Annotated in this window: 16 protein-coding genes and 1 rRNA gene; 10 read left to right on the top strand and 7 right to left on the bottom strand. The window is 64.6% G+C overall.

Translation table 11 applies throughout. The features are described 5' to 3' along the window. Window positions 1-6 precede the first annotated feature (6 nt). The 3 genes from QUV18_RS14785 (at window position 7) to QUV18_RS14775 (ending at window position 3704) form a co-directional block, all read left to right on the top strand. Window positions 7-954 (top strand): hypothetical protein, encoded by a 948-nt coding sequence (locus QUV18_RS14785; RefSeq protein ID WP_300894778.1) that lies wholly within the window; start codon window positions 7-9, stop codon window positions 952-954. Then, window positions 954-2978 carry a glycosyltransferase family 2 protein gene (locus QUV18_RS14780; RefSeq protein WP_300894777.1) on the top strand — a complete coding sequence of 675 codons (2025 nt, stop codon included), beginning with the start codon at window positions 954-956 and terminating at the stop codon, window positions 2976-2978. Before QUV18_RS14785 ends, QUV18_RS14780 begins: the two co-directional genes overlap by 1 nt. Before the next feature lie 177 nt (window positions 2979-3155). Then, window positions 3156-3704 (top strand): hypothetical protein, encoded by a 549-nt coding sequence (locus QUV18_RS14775; RefSeq protein ID WP_300894776.1) that lies wholly within the window; start codon window positions 3156-3158, stop codon window positions 3702-3704. Between the two features lie 6 nt (window positions 3705-3710). On the opposite strand, the gene QUV18_RS14770 is transcribed toward QUV18_RS14775, so the two are convergent. The 4 genes from QUV18_RS14770 to QUV18_RS14755 form a co-directional block, all read right to left on the bottom strand. Beyond that, on the bottom strand, window positions 3711-4673 hold the full coding sequence (locus QUV18_RS14770) for a hypothetical protein (protein WP_300894775.1): 963 nt from the start codon (window positions 4671-4673) through the stop codon (window positions 3711-3713). A 5-nt stretch (window positions 4674-4678) separates the two neighbouring features. Continuing rightward, on the bottom strand, window positions 4679-5458 hold the full coding sequence (locus QUV18_RS14765) for a sulfotransferase family 2 domain-containing protein (RefSeq protein WP_300894774.1): 780 nt from the start codon (window positions 5456-5458) through the stop codon (window positions 4679-4681). Between the two features lie 4 nt (window positions 5459-5462). Further along, window positions 5463-6545, bottom strand: coding sequence for a glycosyltransferase family 2 protein (locus tag QUV18_RS14760; RefSeq protein ID WP_300894773.1), 1083 nt, complete (start codon window positions 6543-6545; stop codon window positions 5463-5465). A 121-nt stretch (window positions 6546-6666) separates the two neighbouring features. Beyond that, window positions 6667-7686 (bottom strand): glycosyltransferase family 2 protein, encoded by a 1020-nt coding sequence (locus tag QUV18_RS14755; protein WP_300894772.1) that lies wholly within the window; start codon window positions 7684-7686, stop codon window positions 6667-6669. Between the two features lie 203 nt (window positions 7687-7889). Between QUV18_RS14755 and QUV18_RS14750 the strand changes: the two genes are divergently transcribed. The 3 genes from QUV18_RS14750 to QUV18_RS14740 all read left to right on the top strand — a co-directional run bounded on the left by QUV18_RS14750 (window position 7890) and on the right by QUV18_RS14740 (window position 10138). Beyond that, window positions 7890-8753 (top strand): hypothetical protein, encoded by an 864-nt coding sequence (locus QUV18_RS14750; RefSeq protein WP_300894771.1) that lies wholly within the window; start codon window positions 7890-7892, stop codon window positions 8751-8753. After that, on the top strand, window positions 8754-9491 hold the full coding sequence (locus tag QUV18_RS14745; RefSeq protein WP_300894770.1) for a hypothetical protein: 738 nt from the start codon (window positions 8754-8756) through the stop codon (window positions 9489-9491). Between the two features lie 134 nt (window positions 9492-9625). Beyond that, entirely contained in the window at window positions 9626-10138 is a 513-nt protein-coding gene (locus tag QUV18_RS14740) for an MAPEG family protein (protein WP_300894769.1), read from the top strand. Here QUV18_RS14740 and QUV18_RS14735 read toward each other — a convergent pair. The 3 genes from QUV18_RS14735 to QUV18_RS14725 form a co-directional block, all read right to left on the bottom strand. After that, on the bottom strand, window positions 10135-10851 hold the full coding sequence (locus tag QUV18_RS14735) for a hypothetical protein (protein WP_300894768.1): 717 nt from the start codon (window positions 10849-10851) through the stop codon (window positions 10135-10137). The two genes, QUV18_RS14740 and QUV18_RS14735, sit on opposite strands and share 4 nt — an antisense overlap. Beyond that, the gene (locus QUV18_RS14730; protein ID WP_300894767.1) at window positions 10848-11876 is read right to left on the bottom strand and encodes a GSCFA domain-containing protein; all 1029 of its coding nucleotides are present in this window, start codon (window positions 11874-11876) and stop codon (window positions 10848-10850) included. The genes QUV18_RS14735 and QUV18_RS14730 overlap by 4 nt, the downstream gene beginning before the upstream one ends. 369 nt (window positions 11877-12245) lie before the next feature. Beyond that, complete coding sequence (locus tag QUV18_RS14725) at window positions 12246-12737, bottom strand: fasciclin domain-containing protein (RefSeq protein WP_300894766.1); 492 nt, start codon at window positions 12735-12737, stop codon at window positions 12246-12248. Window positions 12738-13066: 329 nt separating this feature from the next. Here QUV18_RS14725 and QUV18_RS14720 point away from each other — a divergent pair, with 329 nt between their 5' ends. From QUV18_RS14720 to QUV18_RS14705, 4 genes are all read left to right on the top strand, one after another. Next, a complete protein-coding gene (locus QUV18_RS14720; protein WP_300894998.1) occupies window positions 13067-14563 on the top strand; it encodes an FMN-binding glutamate synthase family protein in 1497 nt (498 codons plus the stop codon). Window positions 14564-14716: 153 nt separating this feature from the next. Next, window positions 14717-15619 carry a protein-methionine-sulfoxide reductase catalytic subunit MsrP gene (msrP, locus tag QUV18_RS14715; protein ID WP_300894765.1) on the top strand — a complete coding sequence of 301 codons (903 nt, stop codon included), beginning with the start codon at window positions 14717-14719 and terminating at the stop codon, window positions 15617-15619. Continuing rightward, window positions 15619-16254, top strand: a complete 636-nt coding sequence (gene msrQ / locus QUV18_RS14710) for a protein-methionine-sulfoxide reductase heme-binding subunit MsrQ (protein ID WP_300894764.1) — start codon at window positions 15619-15621, stop codon at window positions 16252-16254. Before msrP ends, msrQ begins: the two co-directional genes overlap by 1 nt. 782 nt (window positions 16255-17036) lie before the next feature. Then, window positions 17037-17355: ribosomal RNA gene (locus QUV18_RS14705) — 16S ribosomal RNA — on the top strand; the annotation flags it as partial.

Here is a 17355-nt window from a genome sequence, read left to right as displayed (position 1 = left end):
AGGCGGATGAGCGAGGAAGAGGACGTATCGGTGGCCGAAACGGCCGGGCAGGTCGACAAGGCCGAGCAGATCGACAAGCCGATGTGGTTCGACGAGATCGGGCCGTGCGGATCGGCCAGCGGGTTCCTGCATTCCGACCCGCGCCATCCGATGCTGTTCGTCAAGCGGCGGCGGCCGATCCTGATGGTGACCTTCGACAACCTGTCGAACGTCAACGACCGCTCGCCGGGGCGGTTGCCATGGGCCTACAAGTTCGCGCGGGACAACCAGGTGAGCCATCTGGGTATCTACGCGCATCTGCCGAACTGGTACCGCGATGCCGGGCTGATCGGCACGATGCAGAAGATGGCCGGCGAGGGGTTCTTCGAGGGGTACGAGCGGTGCATCTTCACCGGCTCGTCGATGGGGGCCTTCGGGGCGCTGACCTTCGGACGGCTGGCGCCGGGGGCGCATGTGCTGGCTTTCAATCCGCAATCGACGCTGAACGAGGCGCTGGTGCCGTGGGAAACACGATACCAGGTGGGACGGCGGCAGGACTGGTCGCTGCCATTGGGCGATGCGGCGGAGGCGGTGGCCGAGCTGGGGCGCGCGTACGTGTTCTATGATCCGTATTTCGAGCTGGACCAGTTCCATACCGACCGTCTGATGGCGGCGGAGGGGGCCGGGGGCACCGTGGTGCCGATGAAATGCTGGTTCTCGAACCACAAGTCGGCGGTGTTCCTGCGCAAGATCGAGGCGCTGAAGCCGATCATGACAGAGGCGCTGTTCGGGGATTTGACGGAGCAGCGGTTCTACGAGCTTTACCGCGAGCGGCGGCGGCTGCCGTGGTATCGCGGGTCGCTGGCCAATTACTTCGAGAAGGACGGGCGCACCGCGATGGCGGAGCGGGCGACGGTGGCGTTTCGTCAGAACCTGCGCAAGCTGGGGCGGCTTGACGGGAACCGGGGCGTGTGATGGCCGAACAGGCGTGGATCGTCGCGGCGCCGGTGAACGAGGCGCCTTACCTGCTGGAATGGATCGCGCATTACCGGGCCTTGGGGTTCACGGGGGCCGTGCTGTTTACCAGCGGGTCCGAGGATGGCACCGACCGGATGGCCGCGCGGCTGGCGGAGCTGGGATATGTGCATCACGTGCCGCTTGACCTGAAACCGGGGCGCGACCCGTTGCGGTATGGTCTTCGGGACGTGCTGCCTGTGCTGGAAAAGCTTGGGGCCGACTGGGCGCTGGCGGTGGATGTGGACGAGTACCTTTCGGTTCGCACCGGGGCCGGCGACCTGAAGAGCTTCCTGGCGGCGGTCGGGGCGGCGGATGCGGTTTCGGTCTGCCGCAAGCCGTTCGGATCTGGGTGGCGCCGGGGGCTGCCGGAGGGGTCGGTGCGGGAGAATTATACGCTCTGCGCGGATGAGGATGACCGGGGGCAGATGATCAGCCGGGGAATCAAGACGCTGTTCCGGCCCGGCAAGGTCAGCCGCCTCGCGCCGCACCGCCCCTATTTCGACGATGGCCCGGGCAAGGTGACATGGATCGATGCCGGTGGGCAGGCGATGCCGGGGAAGTATTTCGAGGGGAAGTGGGCGGCACATGACGGTTTCTCGCACCGGTTTGCGCGGTTGCATTACTACGCCGTGGCCAGCCCCGAAGCCTTCATACTTCGGCGCGGGCTGCCGGAGAAGAAGAACCACCGGAAGGTGCTGCTGGACGACTGGGCAAAGCTGGACGTGAACACCGCCGAGGATACGGCGATGGAGGCCGATATCGCGCGGTCGGCGCCGGTGCTGGAGGCGTTGCGAGGGGATGCGGCGCTGGCGGACCTGGAGCAGGCGGGGCGGGCCTGGCACGAGGCGCGGATGGCGGAGATGTTGCAGGACGGCAAGATCGCCGAGCTGTGCGCCGAGATGACCAACACGACCCGGGCCGAGACGAAGAAGGCGGAGCGGAAGGAAAAGAAGAAGGACACGGTGCGCACCGCGCCGAGGGGGGGCGGGGGCACCTACATGCCGCCGCCTGTGCGCCCGGTGCGATTCGACGTACAGGCAGCGGCCGAGGGTGAGAGCCGGGCGGTGCTGCATGGCGGGTTTCACAAGACGGCGACGACGTACATCCAGAAGCTTTTGGAGGATAACGAAGCGTGGCTGGGTGGGCAGAGCGTTTACGTGGTGCCGCACCAGAAGCTGCGCAAGCACGTGACCTTTCCCTCGCAGCTCGATGCGTTCCGGCGGTTGAAGATCAGCCGGCGGACGAAGTTCTCGGAAGAGGAGTTGCAGGGGTTCGCGGATGCGTTCTTTGCCGAGCCGTTGGCGCTTCGGCCGAAGCGGATGATCCTGTCGGACGAGAACCTTCCGGGGCTGCCGGGGCATTGCGTGACATCGGGCGCGCTTTACCAGTATCGCAAGACGTTCTTCCAGTGTTTCGCCAAGCGCATCCCGCTTCCGGTGACGGATGCGTTCTTTGCCGTCAGGAACTATGCCGATTTCTTCGCGTCGTCCTATGTGGAGTATCTACGGGCGGCGACGGCGACGACATCGGGCAAGATGATCACGCCCGAGGAGATGCGGCGGAACGTGCTGGCGAGCCTGCCGTCATGGCAGGCGGTGCTGGGGGATTTCGCGGAGGTGTTTCCGGAGACGCGCGTTCATGTCTGGCGGTTCGAGGATTTCCGCGCCTTGCGGAACGAGGTGCTGGGCCGGTTCTGTGGCGAGGGGGTGGACGTGCGGCGGCTGAAGGACATGGAGGATGCCAAGCCCCGGCCGACCGCGTCGCGGCGTGCAGTGGAGGAGCTGGTGCTGATTTCCGAGCTGGAGGGGGCCGGCGCCATGTCGGAACGGGCGAAGGCGGTGCAGGAGCAGTTCCCGCTCAACGACGAGAACGGCAAGTTCGACCCGTGGAGCGCGGCGGAGCGAGCGCATCTGAACGGGCTTTACGAGCGCGACTGGGAGGCCATTCGCGGCGATGCGCGGCTGAGCGTGCTGGAACCCTGAGCACATTTGCGCGGGGTTCGACCGATCGGGTCGGGCGGCTGCCGAATGGAGTTGCCCGAAGCGCTTGCCGGGGTGTATGCAGGGGCTGCGCCATCCGGGGAATGTCGTTTTCAGCTGCGGGAGCACCACGTGCGTATCCCATGTGTTTCCTGTCGTTCCTTCGTGGCGGCACTCGGTTTGATCGTGGCATCGGTGGCCTCTGCGGAGGGGGATCGCGCCGGGGAGGGCCGGCTGTCGCTGAGCCTTCAGGGCGGGCAGATGACGACCAACGGCATCGACGATGTTTTCAATCCCACGAAGACGGATTTCACGAACGCCTATTTCGGCGGCCTGATCCTTGGCTACGAAGTGCCGCTCGACGATCCGCGCTGGGCGTTGGGCGCGGAGGTTCAACTGAACCACCATTTCGGGCAGGACACGTTCCAGGAGCTGGTTCTGCCGGTGACGATCCGGTACAGCCCGGCGCGGCCATGGCCCGCGGTGATCGACAGTTTCGCCTTTGGGCTGGGCATTTCACATGCCAGCGAGACGCCTCTGCTGGAAGTCGTCAAGCGGGGCGAGTCGCAGCGGACGCTGGTGTATTTCAGCCTCGAGACGGCGTTTTCGGTGGGGGATGGCAACGACGATATCTTCGTGCGGCTGCATCACCGGTCGGATGCCTACGGGCTGTTCGCGACGGATTCGGGCTCGAACGCGTTCGCGATTGGCTGGCGGCACGGGTTCTGAGGGGCGTCAGGCGCGGGAGCGCGTGGTCTGCTCGGTGACGGCCTGAAGCAGGGCGCGGATCATGGTGCGCTGGTCGTCGGAGAAGCCGGGCAACGCGATGGCGGGGTCGGGGCCGGAGAGGTCATCCATCGGGAAGAGCGCGGGATCGTCGGGGAAGAACCGCTGGCGCAGGGCTTCGTTGTCGTCTTCGAACTGTTGCAGCAGTCCCAGGGCGGTGGCGTTGTCCATCGCGCGCCCCTCGAAGCGGGGGAGGGCGCCCACCGGCATGGAGCGGAATACCTTGCGGGCGTCGAGGCCGGGCATGTCGGCCACGAGCTGCATGAGGTCGAGCAGGTCGATCGAGGGGGTGGGATTGGCCACCTCTTCGGCGGGCGGTTTGTCGTCGGCGTCGATGTCGAGCCCGAGCAGGGACATGAAATCGTAGACGACATCGCCCTTGGGGAAGGCGGCCGGCTCGAAGCGGCGGAAGATGAATTCGGCGTCGGGCCAAGCGGCATCCCAGGCGGAGATGATACGGCGGTATTCGCCCCCCTTGATGCCGAACTTGTCGACGTAGTTCTGGAAGCCCGGCTTGACCTTGCCGGTCTTCATCTTCTGCTTGTAGGCGCTTTCGAGGTAGCGGTCCTGCCGGCGGAAATAGCCGACGATGCGGGTCTCGAACGGTTCTTCCAGCGCCAGCACCTCGCGCAAGAAGGCGGGATCGCTTCCGGTGAACATCTCGGAAGTGAGCACGAGGGTTTCGGCGGGGCTTTCGGCGATCTTGCGGCGGATCTCGGCGCCGGTCTTTTCGGCCTCGGCCCGCTGGCCGCCGCGGAGGTGAACGCCGAGATCGTTATAGGAGCCGCGCCGGCCGCGGATCAGGAAATCGACGGATTTCGAGGCGAGGTAGGGCTGGCGCGCGCGGGCGTAGCGCTGGATCGCGGTGGAGCCTGTCTTGGGCGTGCCGATATGGATCCAGAGCTTGCGCATGGGGTCTAGGCGGCCTCCATCCCGGCGACTTCCTCGTACATCTCGAAGTCGCGGGCGAAGGCGCGGTCGACATTGCGGCGGTCGGCGGCGGTGAGGCTGTCGCGGTGCTGCTGGCTGGCGGTGCGGTGGCCGAGATGCTTGCGGGTGTCGATGGCCTCGACCGCCTCGCCTTTCGTGCCGAAGAGGGCGCGGATGATGGCGCGGCGGGCGTCGTCCATCGCCTCGACCCGGCCGATCAGGTCGTAAGGGACGAGACCGTAGCTGATTTCCTTGTATTGCGGGCGCCAGTGGCGGTCGAGGTCGCGGGCGCCATCATCCTGGGCCAGCAGGTCGAGGAAGGCGGGCAGGTTGATCTCTGTATCCGCGGGGCGGCCGAGATACGTGTTCAGGTCGCGCAGGTGGCGCGGGTTCGAGCCGGGTTGCAGCTTGTCGGACCATGCCGAGACCGTGCGGGAGAGCGGGTCGCGGACCATGGTGAAGCGGAACCAGCCCGGGCCGGTGAGGGCGTCTTGTGCCGTTTCCCATGTCAGGCCGCGGGCGCCGGCGCGCAGGTAGTCGGTGGGCAGGTTATGGACGCCGTCCATGCTGATCTCGGGCGCGGCATCGCCGCCGATGGCGTTGTGCATCTGGGTGATGAGCAGGGTCAGGATGTTGGTGCAGGCCGCCTTGTGGTTCTTCATGTAGAGGAATTCGGGCCCGCCATAGGGCTTCGCCGGCAGGTGCATGGTTTGCAGCAGGTGCCGGCGATTGCGGTAGTTCGACAGGATGTCGTTGATCGGGCTCATGCGCTCAGTCGTCGGCAAATTCTTCTTCCGGTTCCGGTTCGGGCTGGCTGGCCGCCCTGGGGTCGGGGCGCTTGATGCCGGGATGGGTATAGACCATCTCGATGAAGTCGCGCCAGTCGGGGCGGGACTTGATGTCTGCGATCTTTTCCCGGTGCCACGCGACGGCCTGCATGTGCAGCTCGTTGAGCACCGGGTCAGAGCGAAGCTTGACCAGTTCCCGCAACATGCCCGGCACGTGGCGCAGGACGGAATAGTCGCGGGTGTGATTGGTGTTCATGGCGTCGAAATATTCGCGGCCCTGGTCGACATGCACGTGATTGGTGCGGCCGCGGTCGCGCTTGACGAGGAAGCTGTCGGCGGAGCGGATGGCGTAGTGGTGCAGCCGGGCGTGGGTGTGGGAGAAGCCCGCCCATGTGCGCCAGGTGATCGTGTCGGCATCGACCTGCTGGCCGCCCGCGTCGCGCCAGGTGACGTGGGCGTAGGGTTTTTCCGGGTCGGGGGCGCGGGGGGCGTTGACCTTGGGCCGGTGCACGCCCATCCGGTGAAAGGCGCCGTTGTTGCGGAAAAGCGTCTTGATGCCGGCGCCGCGGAAATTGGTGAAGCCGTCTTCGGGCGCGCAGGAGAAGAACTGTTCGGTGAGGGGGATGTCTTCGTAATGCCGGTGCAGACCGTTGCCGAAGAGCTTCCAGCAGACCGAGATGGCATCGGCCGGGCCGCAGGCGGCGACGAGGTCGGACAGGGTGCTGCCCGAGCGGACATTCATGAACTCGTCGGCATCCGAGCAGATGACCCAGTCGGCGGCCTTGTAGCGCGGGTGGTCGGTCGCGAGCCGGAGGGCGGCGCGTTGCGGCGACAGCTCTGCCCCCTTGCGGCCGATCTGGCGGTTGTTGTTGTCGATATGGGCGGCGAGGCCCATTTCCTCGAGCCGCTTCGCGATGGCGTCGGTGCCGTCGGTGCAGTCGTTGGTGTAGATGAGGAAATCGTCGTACCCGATGGCACGGTTATACGCGATCCATTCCAGCATGAAGGGCGCTTCGTTCTTCATCGTGGTGACGATCAGGAAGCGTTCTTTTCGATCGGAGGCCATGATACCTGTTCTTTCGTCTGCCTCGGGCAGGAGTGTCCCACCTCTCGCTAAAGCAGGCAACAAGCATTTATAAGGCGATTCTTGGGCGTGTCTTTTGCAAAACGCCGACTTTGTGGGAGCTTCAGGCGGTAAGGCCAAGCCTTGCCGCGATATCCGGGCGGCTGGCGGTAAGTTCCTGCCGCGCGGTTTCGAGCTTGGCCCGGTGGTAGGCAAGGCTCTGGTCGTGGAGCAGGGCAAGGTGCGGGTGGTCGGCCTTGAGCCGCGCGATGGCGGACTTCAGCGCCGGGACGTGGCGGGTGATGGTGGTGTCCTCGACATCGTTGGCATTGAAGGTCTCGAAATAGCGGAAATTAATGCGCTCGTCGTCGTTGCTGTTGGCGGTGCCGCGGTAGCGTTTCATCAGGAAGGCTTCTGACGACTTGATCATGTAGTGGTTCATGGTGACCAGCGCGTCGCCATAGCTGTCCTCGAAGGAGCGCCAGCCCTGTTGAAGGAAGCGCTCCGGCATTTCGTCGCCCGAGCCGTTGACCCATGTGAGCGATACGCGCCCTTCCTGGTAGCGGGGCGAGAGGCGGGGGCGGTGGATGCCGAGCTTGCGCACTGGGTGGGGGCGGAACATGGACTTGAAGGCGGTGTAACGCTGGACCTTGTTCGTGCCCGGAGGGGCGGAGCGGGTGAACTGTGCGATGACCGGTTCATCCTCGAAGGGCACGATGCCGGCATTGCCGAACACGCGCCAGGTGGCCGAGATGATGTCGACCCGCTTGCCGGCGCGGGCCTCGACGGCCTCGATCAGGGCATCGAGGGTGCCGTCGCCCGCGTGGATATTGAGGAATTCGTCGGCATCGGCCACCAGGACCCATTCGGACGTCTTGATGGTCTCGTCGGTCCAGAACCTGTCATAGGCGCGGTTCTGGGGGTCGGCATGTTCGCCGTCGCGCTGGCCGCTGTTCTCGAGGTGGGTGATTTCGCCCACGGTGTCGAGGTAGTCGAGCATCTGGCGGGTGCCGTCCTCGCAATCGTTGGAGGCGACGACGATGCGGTCGAAGCCGATTAGCTTGTAGTAACAGATCCATTCCAGCAGGTAGGGGCCTTCGTCCTTGACCGTTCCGAGCAGGGTTCTCGGCTGGCGATCTGTCATGCGGCGGCTCCTTGCTTGGCGGGGCGGTTGCCCATGATCCCTAGAAGTACCAGAGCGGGCGCGCGGCGCAATGCGGCAATGGCTGCGCCGGTGCTGTGGATTTGAGGAAACTTGGCGTGACGACGCGTCAGGCCGCGCTTGATGCGATTCGGGGGGTGGGGTAGAAGTTGGGGCAACCAATAAAGATAACCCGAGGCAATGGAATGGCAGAACTTCCCCCGGTGGGCGCGTTGTGGATTGGCGGGTCGCTGACGTGGCTCGAGCAACTGTGCCTGAAGTCTTTCTTCGATCAGGGGCACCGGACGATCCTTTACACATATGGCGAGGTTGGCGGCGTCCCCGAGGGCGTCGAGGTGCGCGACGGGCGGGAGGTTCTGGACACGGACGATTTCCACATCCATGCCCGCACCGGCAGCGTGGCGCTGTTCTCGGACCTGTTCCGCTTTCACATGATCGCGAAGGATCCGGAGATCATATATATCGACACCGATGTCTATTCGGTGAAGCCGTTGCCGGGCGGGGAAAGCCATGTCTACGGCTACGAGTTCTGGTCGGAGGAGAAGCAGAAGGGCCAGATCAACGGTGCCATCCTGCGGCTACCGCAGGATTCGCCGGCGCTGAACGGGCTGCTGGAGTTTACCAAGGACGAGTACCCGGTGCCGGAATGGCTTCCGCCGCGGTTCCTGAACGAGATCAAGGCAAGGGCCGAGGCGGGCGACCCGATGCACGTGTCGGAGATGCCGTGGGGCGTGTGGGGGCCGCTGGGCGTGACCGCGTTCCTGCAGGAGACGGGCGAGGACAAGCACGCGCGGCCGACCGACTATTACTACCCGGTGCATTTCGCCAATCGCCGGGCCTTTGCCAAGCGGCCCATGGCGGTGAAGCGTAAGCTGACGGACAACACGCGCTGCATCCATATCTGGGCGCCGATCAAGCGGTTCTGCGCGCGCCGCCATGACGGGGTGCCGCCCGAGGGCAGTTACCTGGCGTCGCTGCTGGAAAAGCACGGGATCGAGGCCGGCGCGGCGCCGGTGGCCGATCAGAAGGACAGGTCGGTGGTCGAGTAGATGACCGGCTTGGCGACCGCACCGCTTGCGGTGTTCCACCAGTCCGACCGGGTGAAGGCCACGAGCCTGGCGGGGCGAGAGCCGCGGCTGGTGGTGTCGTTCACCGGGGTCGGCAAGCCCGAGGCGCGACACCAGACCGAGGAATTCGTGAAGAGCAGCCGGCAGGACGGGCGCAACCACGTGCTGTTCGTGTCGGACACCTTGCGGAGCTGGTATAACGACCCGGGGATCTTCGAGGAGATCCTCGACGTGGTCGTCCGGTACCGGGAGGATCACGGGATCACCGAGACGGTGACCTTCGGCAATTCGATGGGCGGCTATGGTGCGGTGATCTTTGCAGGGGCACTGCGGGCGAAGAGCTGCCTTGCGATCTCGGCGCAGTATTCGGCGGACCCGGCTGTGGTACCGGAAGAGGTGCGGTGGGCGACCTATCGCGAGCGGATCGGGCGGTTCACCCGACCGCCATTGTCGGACACGCTGGAGCCGGGTTGCACCTATTTCGTGCTGCATGGCGGTGGCAAGGTGGAGCGGCCGCACTGGTCGCGCTTTCCGGTGTGTCCGAACCTGCATCATTACATCATCGGCAAGGTCGGGCATGGCGTGGGCAAGCGGCTGAAATCGGCGGGGCTGATCAACCGGGTGACGGAATGCGCCATCGGGGTGAGGCCCGTCGCGCTGCGCCGGGCGTTGGGCGGAGAGCTGGAGTTTCGCCGGCGGTCGAGCCGAGAACTGGTTTAGCGTCACGGACTCTTCACGGGCTGAAGGGGAAAAACGGTAGATGCCGGGCGCGCGGACGGCCACACTCGGGCCGGCCTGGCTGGCCGAATCAACCGCCGGTTGGCCCGCGGGCTCCACGCAAGACGGATAGGCCGATGACGGGAGATCAGAAGGTTGTTGCAGTCGGAGCGGCGAGCGGCGTTCTCACGATGCTGGGGGCCCTTGTCGCGCTGTCGCTCTTGCTGACGGGGCTGCCGCCCGAGGCGTTGCCGGGCGAACGGCTTGCCTATGCTGCGGGATGGATCGCGATTGCGGCATTGCCGTTGTTCCTGGTGCTTCTGTTCGTGGGAAACGCGCGCTTTACCAGCGACGCGATCGACCCGACCCTGGGAAAGGAAACCGATGCGATCAAGATCAACGGCCGCGTCGCCGAGAATACCCTTCAGCAATACGTGCTTTTCGTGGTCGCCTCGCTGGCGGTGGCGGCCTGTGCGACCGGTGAAAAGGTGAGCGTCGTCGCGGCGGCGGCGATCATCTTCGTGGTGATGCGGTTCGCGTTCTGGATCGGGTATCGCATCCATCCGCTCTATCGCGCCTTCGGCATGGCGGGGACGTCCTACCTTAACGTGGTCCTGTTCGGTTACGCCATCTGGCTGTCGATGGCCTAGGCGGCGACGGCCACGCGCTGGCTTTCCAGCACCTTCTTCAACATCAGACGGCCATAGCGCGGGTTGCCGTGGTAGTGGTCGTCGCCGCCCTTGGCAAAGCGGGGGCGGAGGAAGCCCTGTTCGTCGGCGGCTTCTTTCGGGGGCAGGATCAGGTCGATGCGCCGCTCGGCCAGCCATGCGGCGAAGAGGGCACGGGCCTTGACGTCGATCGCCTTGATGATCTCGGGGCGGACGCCCGTTTCGGTCATGATCGGGTGGCTGCGCACGGGCCACGGCGCCGAGATGACGAAGGGGCGGACGCCGGTTTGCAGAAGCTGGTCGAAGAACGCGCGGATGTGGCGCTGATCGGCGGCGACCATCTGGGCGAAGGCGGCTTCGGGCACCGGCTGCATGCCGGGGATGCCGAGCCACGCCGGGGCGGCGCGGAGCCATGCCTCGGAGCGCATCAGGCGGTAGTTGTGGGTGCCGAGACAGATGCCCCAGCGGTCGGCCGGGCCGAAGCTGGAGAAGCCGAAATTCTTCTGCAGCTTGGTGCGGAAGCGGTCGTTGGTCAGGACGACGCGGCCGTTCTCGATGGTGCTGAAAGGCTCGGCCTCGTTGTCGGCGGTGCCGAGGGGGAAGACCACGACCTCTTCGGCGACGCTGTCTTCGAGGATCTGCATTCCGGCGCGAAGGGCACGGGTGTGGGAGTTGCCGCAGATGTTCAGGGTCATGTCTCGAAGAACTCCAGGATTTCCTCGTCGCAGGCCGGGTCGGAGGTGGGCACGGCAGGTGTCTCGCTTTGCTGCGGCTCGGGGGTGCCGGTGTCGCCGTGGGCGGCGAAGAAGATGTCCATCACCCGGGCCACGCCCTGGGCTGCGACGTTGCGCATGTTGGGGCGGTAATAGATGCCGCGCATGGGGTGCGATGCGACCAGTTCGTAGGAGGGGAAATAATCGACAAAGTTATGCGCCATGGCCAGTTCGCCGCAGACCGCGCGGAGGACCGACTTGGAATAGGTCGTGGCGGCCAGCACGTGCTGATCGGTGGCGGTGGCCGTCAGGGGCACGGGCGAAACGGTGAAGAGGAAGCGCATGTCCGGGTTGTGCTGGCGGGCGAGGGCTATGAAGGCCTCGGCATCCTGCAGCACCTCGTTGAAGCGGAAGTTGCGGAAGGCGTAGGTCTCCGGGTCGAACGTGCCGGCATGGGTGCCGGGGCAGGAGGGCAGCACCGCGCCGTCGCGCTTGTTCACCCAGGCCTCGGTCAGGCCAAAAGTGAAGACGAACAGGTCGGTTTGGCCCAGAAGGGTCTGGACCTGGTCGAGGTGGTATTCGCGGTCGGCCTCCATCTCGGCCAGCGAGGCGAAGCCGTCGGGCTGGATGGTGGGGCGGAACGGGTCATAGGCGCGGCCGTCTTTCAGCCAGACGTGATCGTCCGGGTCCATCGCGCCTTCGGCGCGGGCGAAGAGCTGGAGCAGCTGGCGGATCGAGTAGACGTTGCCGTAGCGGGCGGAGTACTGGCCGTAGCCGAAATCCTCGGCGGTTTCGGCGTCGAGGAAGGGCGGGGCGGGCTCGACATCGGTGAAGCGGTAGTTGCGTGCCTTGAACTGTCGCGCGATGTGCTGGGCGAAGCAGCTTCCGGCGGCGGAGATGCGTGTCTCGCGCGAGATCGGGAAGCGGGGCTCGTAGATGCCATCCATCTCGATGGGGGACAGGTCGGAGACGGCCGAGCGCCAGAAGGCGCGGCTGGGCTGTTTCACGTATGGATTCGCGCCGGCGCCCGAATTGGAGATGTCACCGGACGACGGAGATAATACGGGAGATGACTTCATGGCAGCACTCACAAACCTAATACCTGCGCCCCCACGCAGGGCCCGGCCTGACGACCGGAACCACGTTTTTTCTGTGGTCCGAGTATGTCAGAAACAAGGCGAGATGTGGTGATAATATGTCGGGAGGCGGCGATTTGCGGCCGGTTCGGGCGACAATGATTGCGAATTGGCCATGGCGTTGCCGATTCCGGGATAAAACGGGGGGACACCGAAGCTTGGGGCCATGGGCGCGCGAATCGTGGAACGAGGACGGGGCGGCAATGCCGCCCCGTCTGGGAAGCCGTCACGAAGACAGGCTTACATGTCGGGCATGATCACCTTGTCGATGACGTGGATGACGCCGTTCGACGCCTCGATATCGGGCTGCACGACAGAGGCGTCATTCACCATGACGCCACCCTCGGTCATGATGGTGACATCGCTGCCCTCGACGGTGGCCGCGGTCATGCCGTCGGTCAGGTCGCCGGACATCACCTTGCCGGGCACCACGTGGTAGGTGAGGATCGCGGTCAGCTGATCCTTGTTCTCGGGCAGGAGCAGGTCTTCGACGGTGCCCTCGGGCAGGGCGGCAAACGCCTCGTCGGTGGGGGCGAAGACGGTGAAGGGGCCTTCACCCTTCAGCGTTTCGACCAGGCCTGCGGCCTCGACCGCGGCGACGAGGGTTTCGAAGCCTTCGGCGTTGACCGCCGTGTCGACGATGTCCATCGAATGATTGTCCGCGAGTGCCGGCGCGGCTGTGGCCGACAGAAGGGTGGCGGCGGTGAGGGCGAGGTAGGTTCTGCGAAGCATGTGAGTCTTCTCCTTTGTTTGCGTGTTTGAGTGTGAGAATGCCCAGTGAGCATTCGACGAGGATTACGGGGGGAGGGGCGAAGCGGTTCACCGGGAAATCGTGCCGGGACGACTGGACTTTCGCGGCCTGCCGGCTAAGCCCGGGGGGGTCGCGTGATCAAGTCAAAGATTTGTCAGGAAAGGTCAGCACGGTGTGAGCACAAAGTGGTGCGACACGGGTGATCCGGGGCACATTTCGAGGCTTGAAGTCTTGGGCGTCGCGCAGAAGTCTGTAGGGGCGGCGGCCGTTCGGGCCGGTGCGGGCAAGGAGGGTGACGATGGAACTGGACATGGGATTTGCGCTGAGGGCCGTCGAGATCCTGGCGATCGCCTTCATCGCGGTGCTGGGTCTGCTGGCATTGGCGGGGGTGATCCTGTTCGTGATCGACCGGTCTCAGCGGGGCGATGCGATCCGGCGGAATTACCCGGTGATCGGGCGGTTCCGGCACCTGTTCTCGGAACTGGGAGAGTTCTTCCGGCAGTATTTCTTCGCGATGGACCGGGAGGAGCTGCCGTTCAACCGGGCGCAGCGCGACTGGGTCGGGCGGGCGTCGAAGGGCGTGGGGAACACGGTGGCCTTCGGGTCGACCCGGAATATCAGCGTGCCGGGCACGCCGATCTTCGCGAACTCGGCCTTTCCGCCGCTGAATGACATGTATGCCAGGACCGAGCCGCTGGAGATCGGGCCGCATGCGCGGAAGCCCTTCGCGGCGCCGTCGATTTTCAACATCTCGGGGATGAGTTACGGGGCGATTTCCAAGCCTGCCGTCAGGGCGCTGAGCAAGGGGGCGAAAGCGGCGGGGATCTGGATGAATACCGGGGAGGGGGGGCTTTCGCCCTATCACCTCGAGGGCGGGTGCGACCTGGTCTTCCAGATCGGCACGGCCAAGTACGGGGTGCGGACCGAGACGGGCGGGCTGAGCGACGAGAAGCTGAAGGAGATCGCCGCGCACGAGACGGTGCGGATGTTCGAGTTGAAGCTGAGCCAGGGGGCGAAGCCCGGCAAGGGCGGCATCCTTCCGGGGGCGAAGGTGACGCCGGAGATTTCGATGATCCGTGGCATTCCGGTGGGGCAGGACAGCATTTCGCCCAACCGGCACCCGGAGGCCGGCACCTATGACGAGTTGCTCGACATGATCGGACATATCCGCGAGGTGACCGGCAAGCCCGTGGGGATCAAGACGGCGGTGGGCTCGGTCGACGGGATGGAGCCGCTGTTCGAGGCAATCGACGCGCGCGGGGCCGAGCACGCGCCCGACTTCATCGCCATCGACGGGGGAGAAGGCGGTACGGGGGCCGCGCCGATGCCGCTGATCGACCTTGTCGGCATGCCGGTGCGCGAGGCGCTGCCGCGGGTGGTGGACATGCGCGACCGGCACGGGCTGAAGGACCGGATCCGCATCATTGCCAGCGGCAAGCTGGTGAACCCGGGCGACGTGGCCTGGGCGATCTGTGCCGGGGCGGATTTCGTGACCTCGGCGCGGGGGTTCATGTTCTCGCTCGGCTGTATCCAGGCGCTGAAGTGCAACCGCAACACCTGCCCCACCGGTATCACCACGCACAACCCGAGGTATCAGAAGGGGCTGGTGGTGGAGACCAAGATCGACAAGGTGGCGCATTATGCGCAGGCGGTAATCAAGGAGGTCGAGACCATCGCCCACTCGGTCGGCGTGGCCGAACCGCGGCAGATGCGGCGACGGCATGTGCGGATCGTGCAGGCGGACGGGACGAGCGTTCCGTTCAACCGGATCCTGCCGAGCTATGATCCTGCAAAGGCAGCGGAGTAGGCGGGCCTTAGTACTACGCGCGCGCGTGCGCGCGCGAGGGCTGCCGAATGTTACGGTAGGGCAACGTGTTTGTGAGTCGGCTTGTTTTGCCGGGCAGGCCGTGGCCCTCTACATCTGTGGCGCAGATGTAGCGCAATACCGGAGACCTGACGCATGGCCTTTCGCTGGAAGAACACCCTGACCGACAATGACGTGACACCGGAGCACCTGTTCCTGAACCGGCGGCAGGTGATCGGGGCGGCGGCCGCCGGGCTGGCGCTGACCGGCATTGGCGCCTCGGCGCGGGCCGAGACGCTGGAGCCCAACGAGTGGGACGACATCACCAGCTACAACAACTTCTACGAATTCGGCACCGGCAAGGGCGATCCGGCGAAACATGCCCACATGCTGACCACCGAGCCGTGGAGCGTGAAGATTGACGGGATGGTCGACCGCCCCGGCGACTATGCCTTCGAGGACATCATGAAGAAGATGACAGTCGAGGAGCGGATCTATCGCTTCCGCTGTGTCGAACGCTGGGCGATGGTCGTGCCGTGGAACGGGTTCGAGCTGGCCGACCTGCTGGAGATGGCGGGGGTGCAGTCTTCGGCGAAGTTCGTGGCGTTCGAGACCGCGCTGCGCCCCGACGAGATGCCGGGGGTCAGCCGGCCGGTGATCGAGTGGCCCTATGTCGAGGGGCTGCGGCTGGACGAGGCGATGCATCCGCTGACGATGATCGCGACCGGAATCTATGGCCGGGACATTCCGAACCAGAACGGCGCGCCGCTGCGTTTGGTCGTGCCGTGGAAGTATGGCTACAAGTCGATCAAGTCGATCGTGCGGATCACCCTGACCGACACGCAGCCGCCGACAGCCTGGAACAAGTACAGTGCGAACGAATACGGCTTCTATAGCAACGTGAACCCGCAGGTGGATCACCCCCGCTGGAGCCAGGAATATGAACAGCTGATCGGGCAGGGGCTTTTCGCCAAGAAAACCCCGACCCGGATGTTCAACGGCTACGAGGAAGAGGTGGCCGGCCTTTACGAAGGCATGGACCTGGTGAAGTACCACTGATGGCATTTGTCGATCGCTTCAATTCGGCCGTGCGCCGCCTGCCGGCCTGGACGGTTTACGTGGGCAGCGTGGCTTATGCCGGCTGGGTATTCTTCCAGGGCGCGACCGGCGCGCTGGGCCCGAACCCGGTGGAGGCGATCGAGCATGCCTATGGCGAGGCGGCGCTTTACCTGCTCATTGCCGGACTGGCGGTGACGCCGCTGCGCCGGTTCGCCAAGGTGAACCTGCTGAAGTTCCGACGCGCGATCGGGCTGGCGTGCTTTTTCTTCGTGACGGCTCATCTGCTCACCTGGGCGGTGCTCGATGTTCAGGCACTCGACCGGGTCTGGGCCGATATCGTGAAGCGCCCCTATATAACTGTCGGCATGGCGGCCTTCGTTTTGCTGCTTCCGCTGGCGGTGACGTCGAACAATGTGTCGGTTCGGCGGCTGGGGCCGAAATGGCGGCAGCTGCACAGGCTGGCCTATCCGGCGGCCGTGCTGGGCGCTGTTCATTACGTGATGCTGGTGAAGGGATGGCAGGTGAAGCCGCTGGTGATGCTGGGGATCATCCTGGTCCTTCTTGCCCTTCGTCTTCCCGGGATCGCAAAGCCGCGCCGGGCACGGGCAGCGGGCGGTGCGCAGAGCCGGGCCTGACCGAGCCGCAAAGCGATTCCTGCGGAATCGCTCTCCGAACTCCTCGCGATGCCCGGATTCGAGGCCGATTCAGAGATTCTTTCCAGAAAAAAGGCGACTCGCGGACGAATGCGCGATTCATTTGGGAGTGAATCGGGCGCGATTCACGAGTCGCCTGGCTGACTCGGCGCCGATTCCGGGGGAATCCGGGGGCGAGTCCGGCCAATTCGCGCGGGATTCCCTGTGGATAACCCGAAATCCCCGGCATTTGTGCGCTGAGAGGTCGAAAAAATCTTGCGCCAATGCGGGCGTGCGCGAAATTTCAGGAACAGAACCCTTTGTTTTTATTAGAAAATCGAGTTTTTTGAAAAAAACATGACGTTTCCGGAAAAAAGGGCTTGCGAGTGTGAGCCGCAATCCGTAAATACCCCCTCACCGGCGGCGCTGAGGCGCACAACGGAACGCCAGACGGGCCACACGGCAACGAGGCGGACAACAAAACGAGAGATCGATGAGGCGGGGCGCGCCAAGGAAGTTAGGGCGCATCCAGTCGATTTTGTCTCTCACGCTCTTTGAAATCGATGGTATCTGAAGAGATATGCGGGCGGTTTGGTCCTAGACGACGGAACACTCTTGCATATCAACTACCTAGGGCTTCGGCCCGATGATGGATAGTCAGCTTCACTGTTTGTTCGGCATCGTCCGCAAGGACCATGCACAACAGACAGAGACGGGTCTCACCCTGCCGGGTGAGACACGATGTGCAAGGGTCGAACGTTAAGGATAGGCTGGCAACAGCCTTTCAACTTGAGAGTTTGATTCTGGCTCAGAACGAACGCTGGCGGCAGGCTTAACACATGCAAGTCGAACGAGATCTTCGGATCTAGTGGCGGACGGGTGAGTAACGCGTGGGAACATGCCCTTCACTACGGAATAGTCCCGGGAAACTGGGTTTAATACCGTATACGCCCTTCGGGGGAAAGAATTTCGGTGAAGGATTGGCCCGCGTTAGATTAGGTAGTTGGTGGGGTAATGGCCTACCAAGCCTACGATCTATAGCTGGTTTTAGAGGATGATCAGCCACACTGGGACTGAGACACGGCCCAGACTCCTACGGGAGGC

The sequence above is a fragment of the Roseovarius sp. genome (genome assembly GCF_030373445.1).
Classification (GTDB): Bacteria; Pseudomonadota; Alphaproteobacteria; order Rhodobacterales; family Rhodobacteraceae; genus Roseovarius.
Note: the sequence above shows the minus strand (reverse complement) of the source record. Positions and strands in the feature narration are given on the sequence as shown.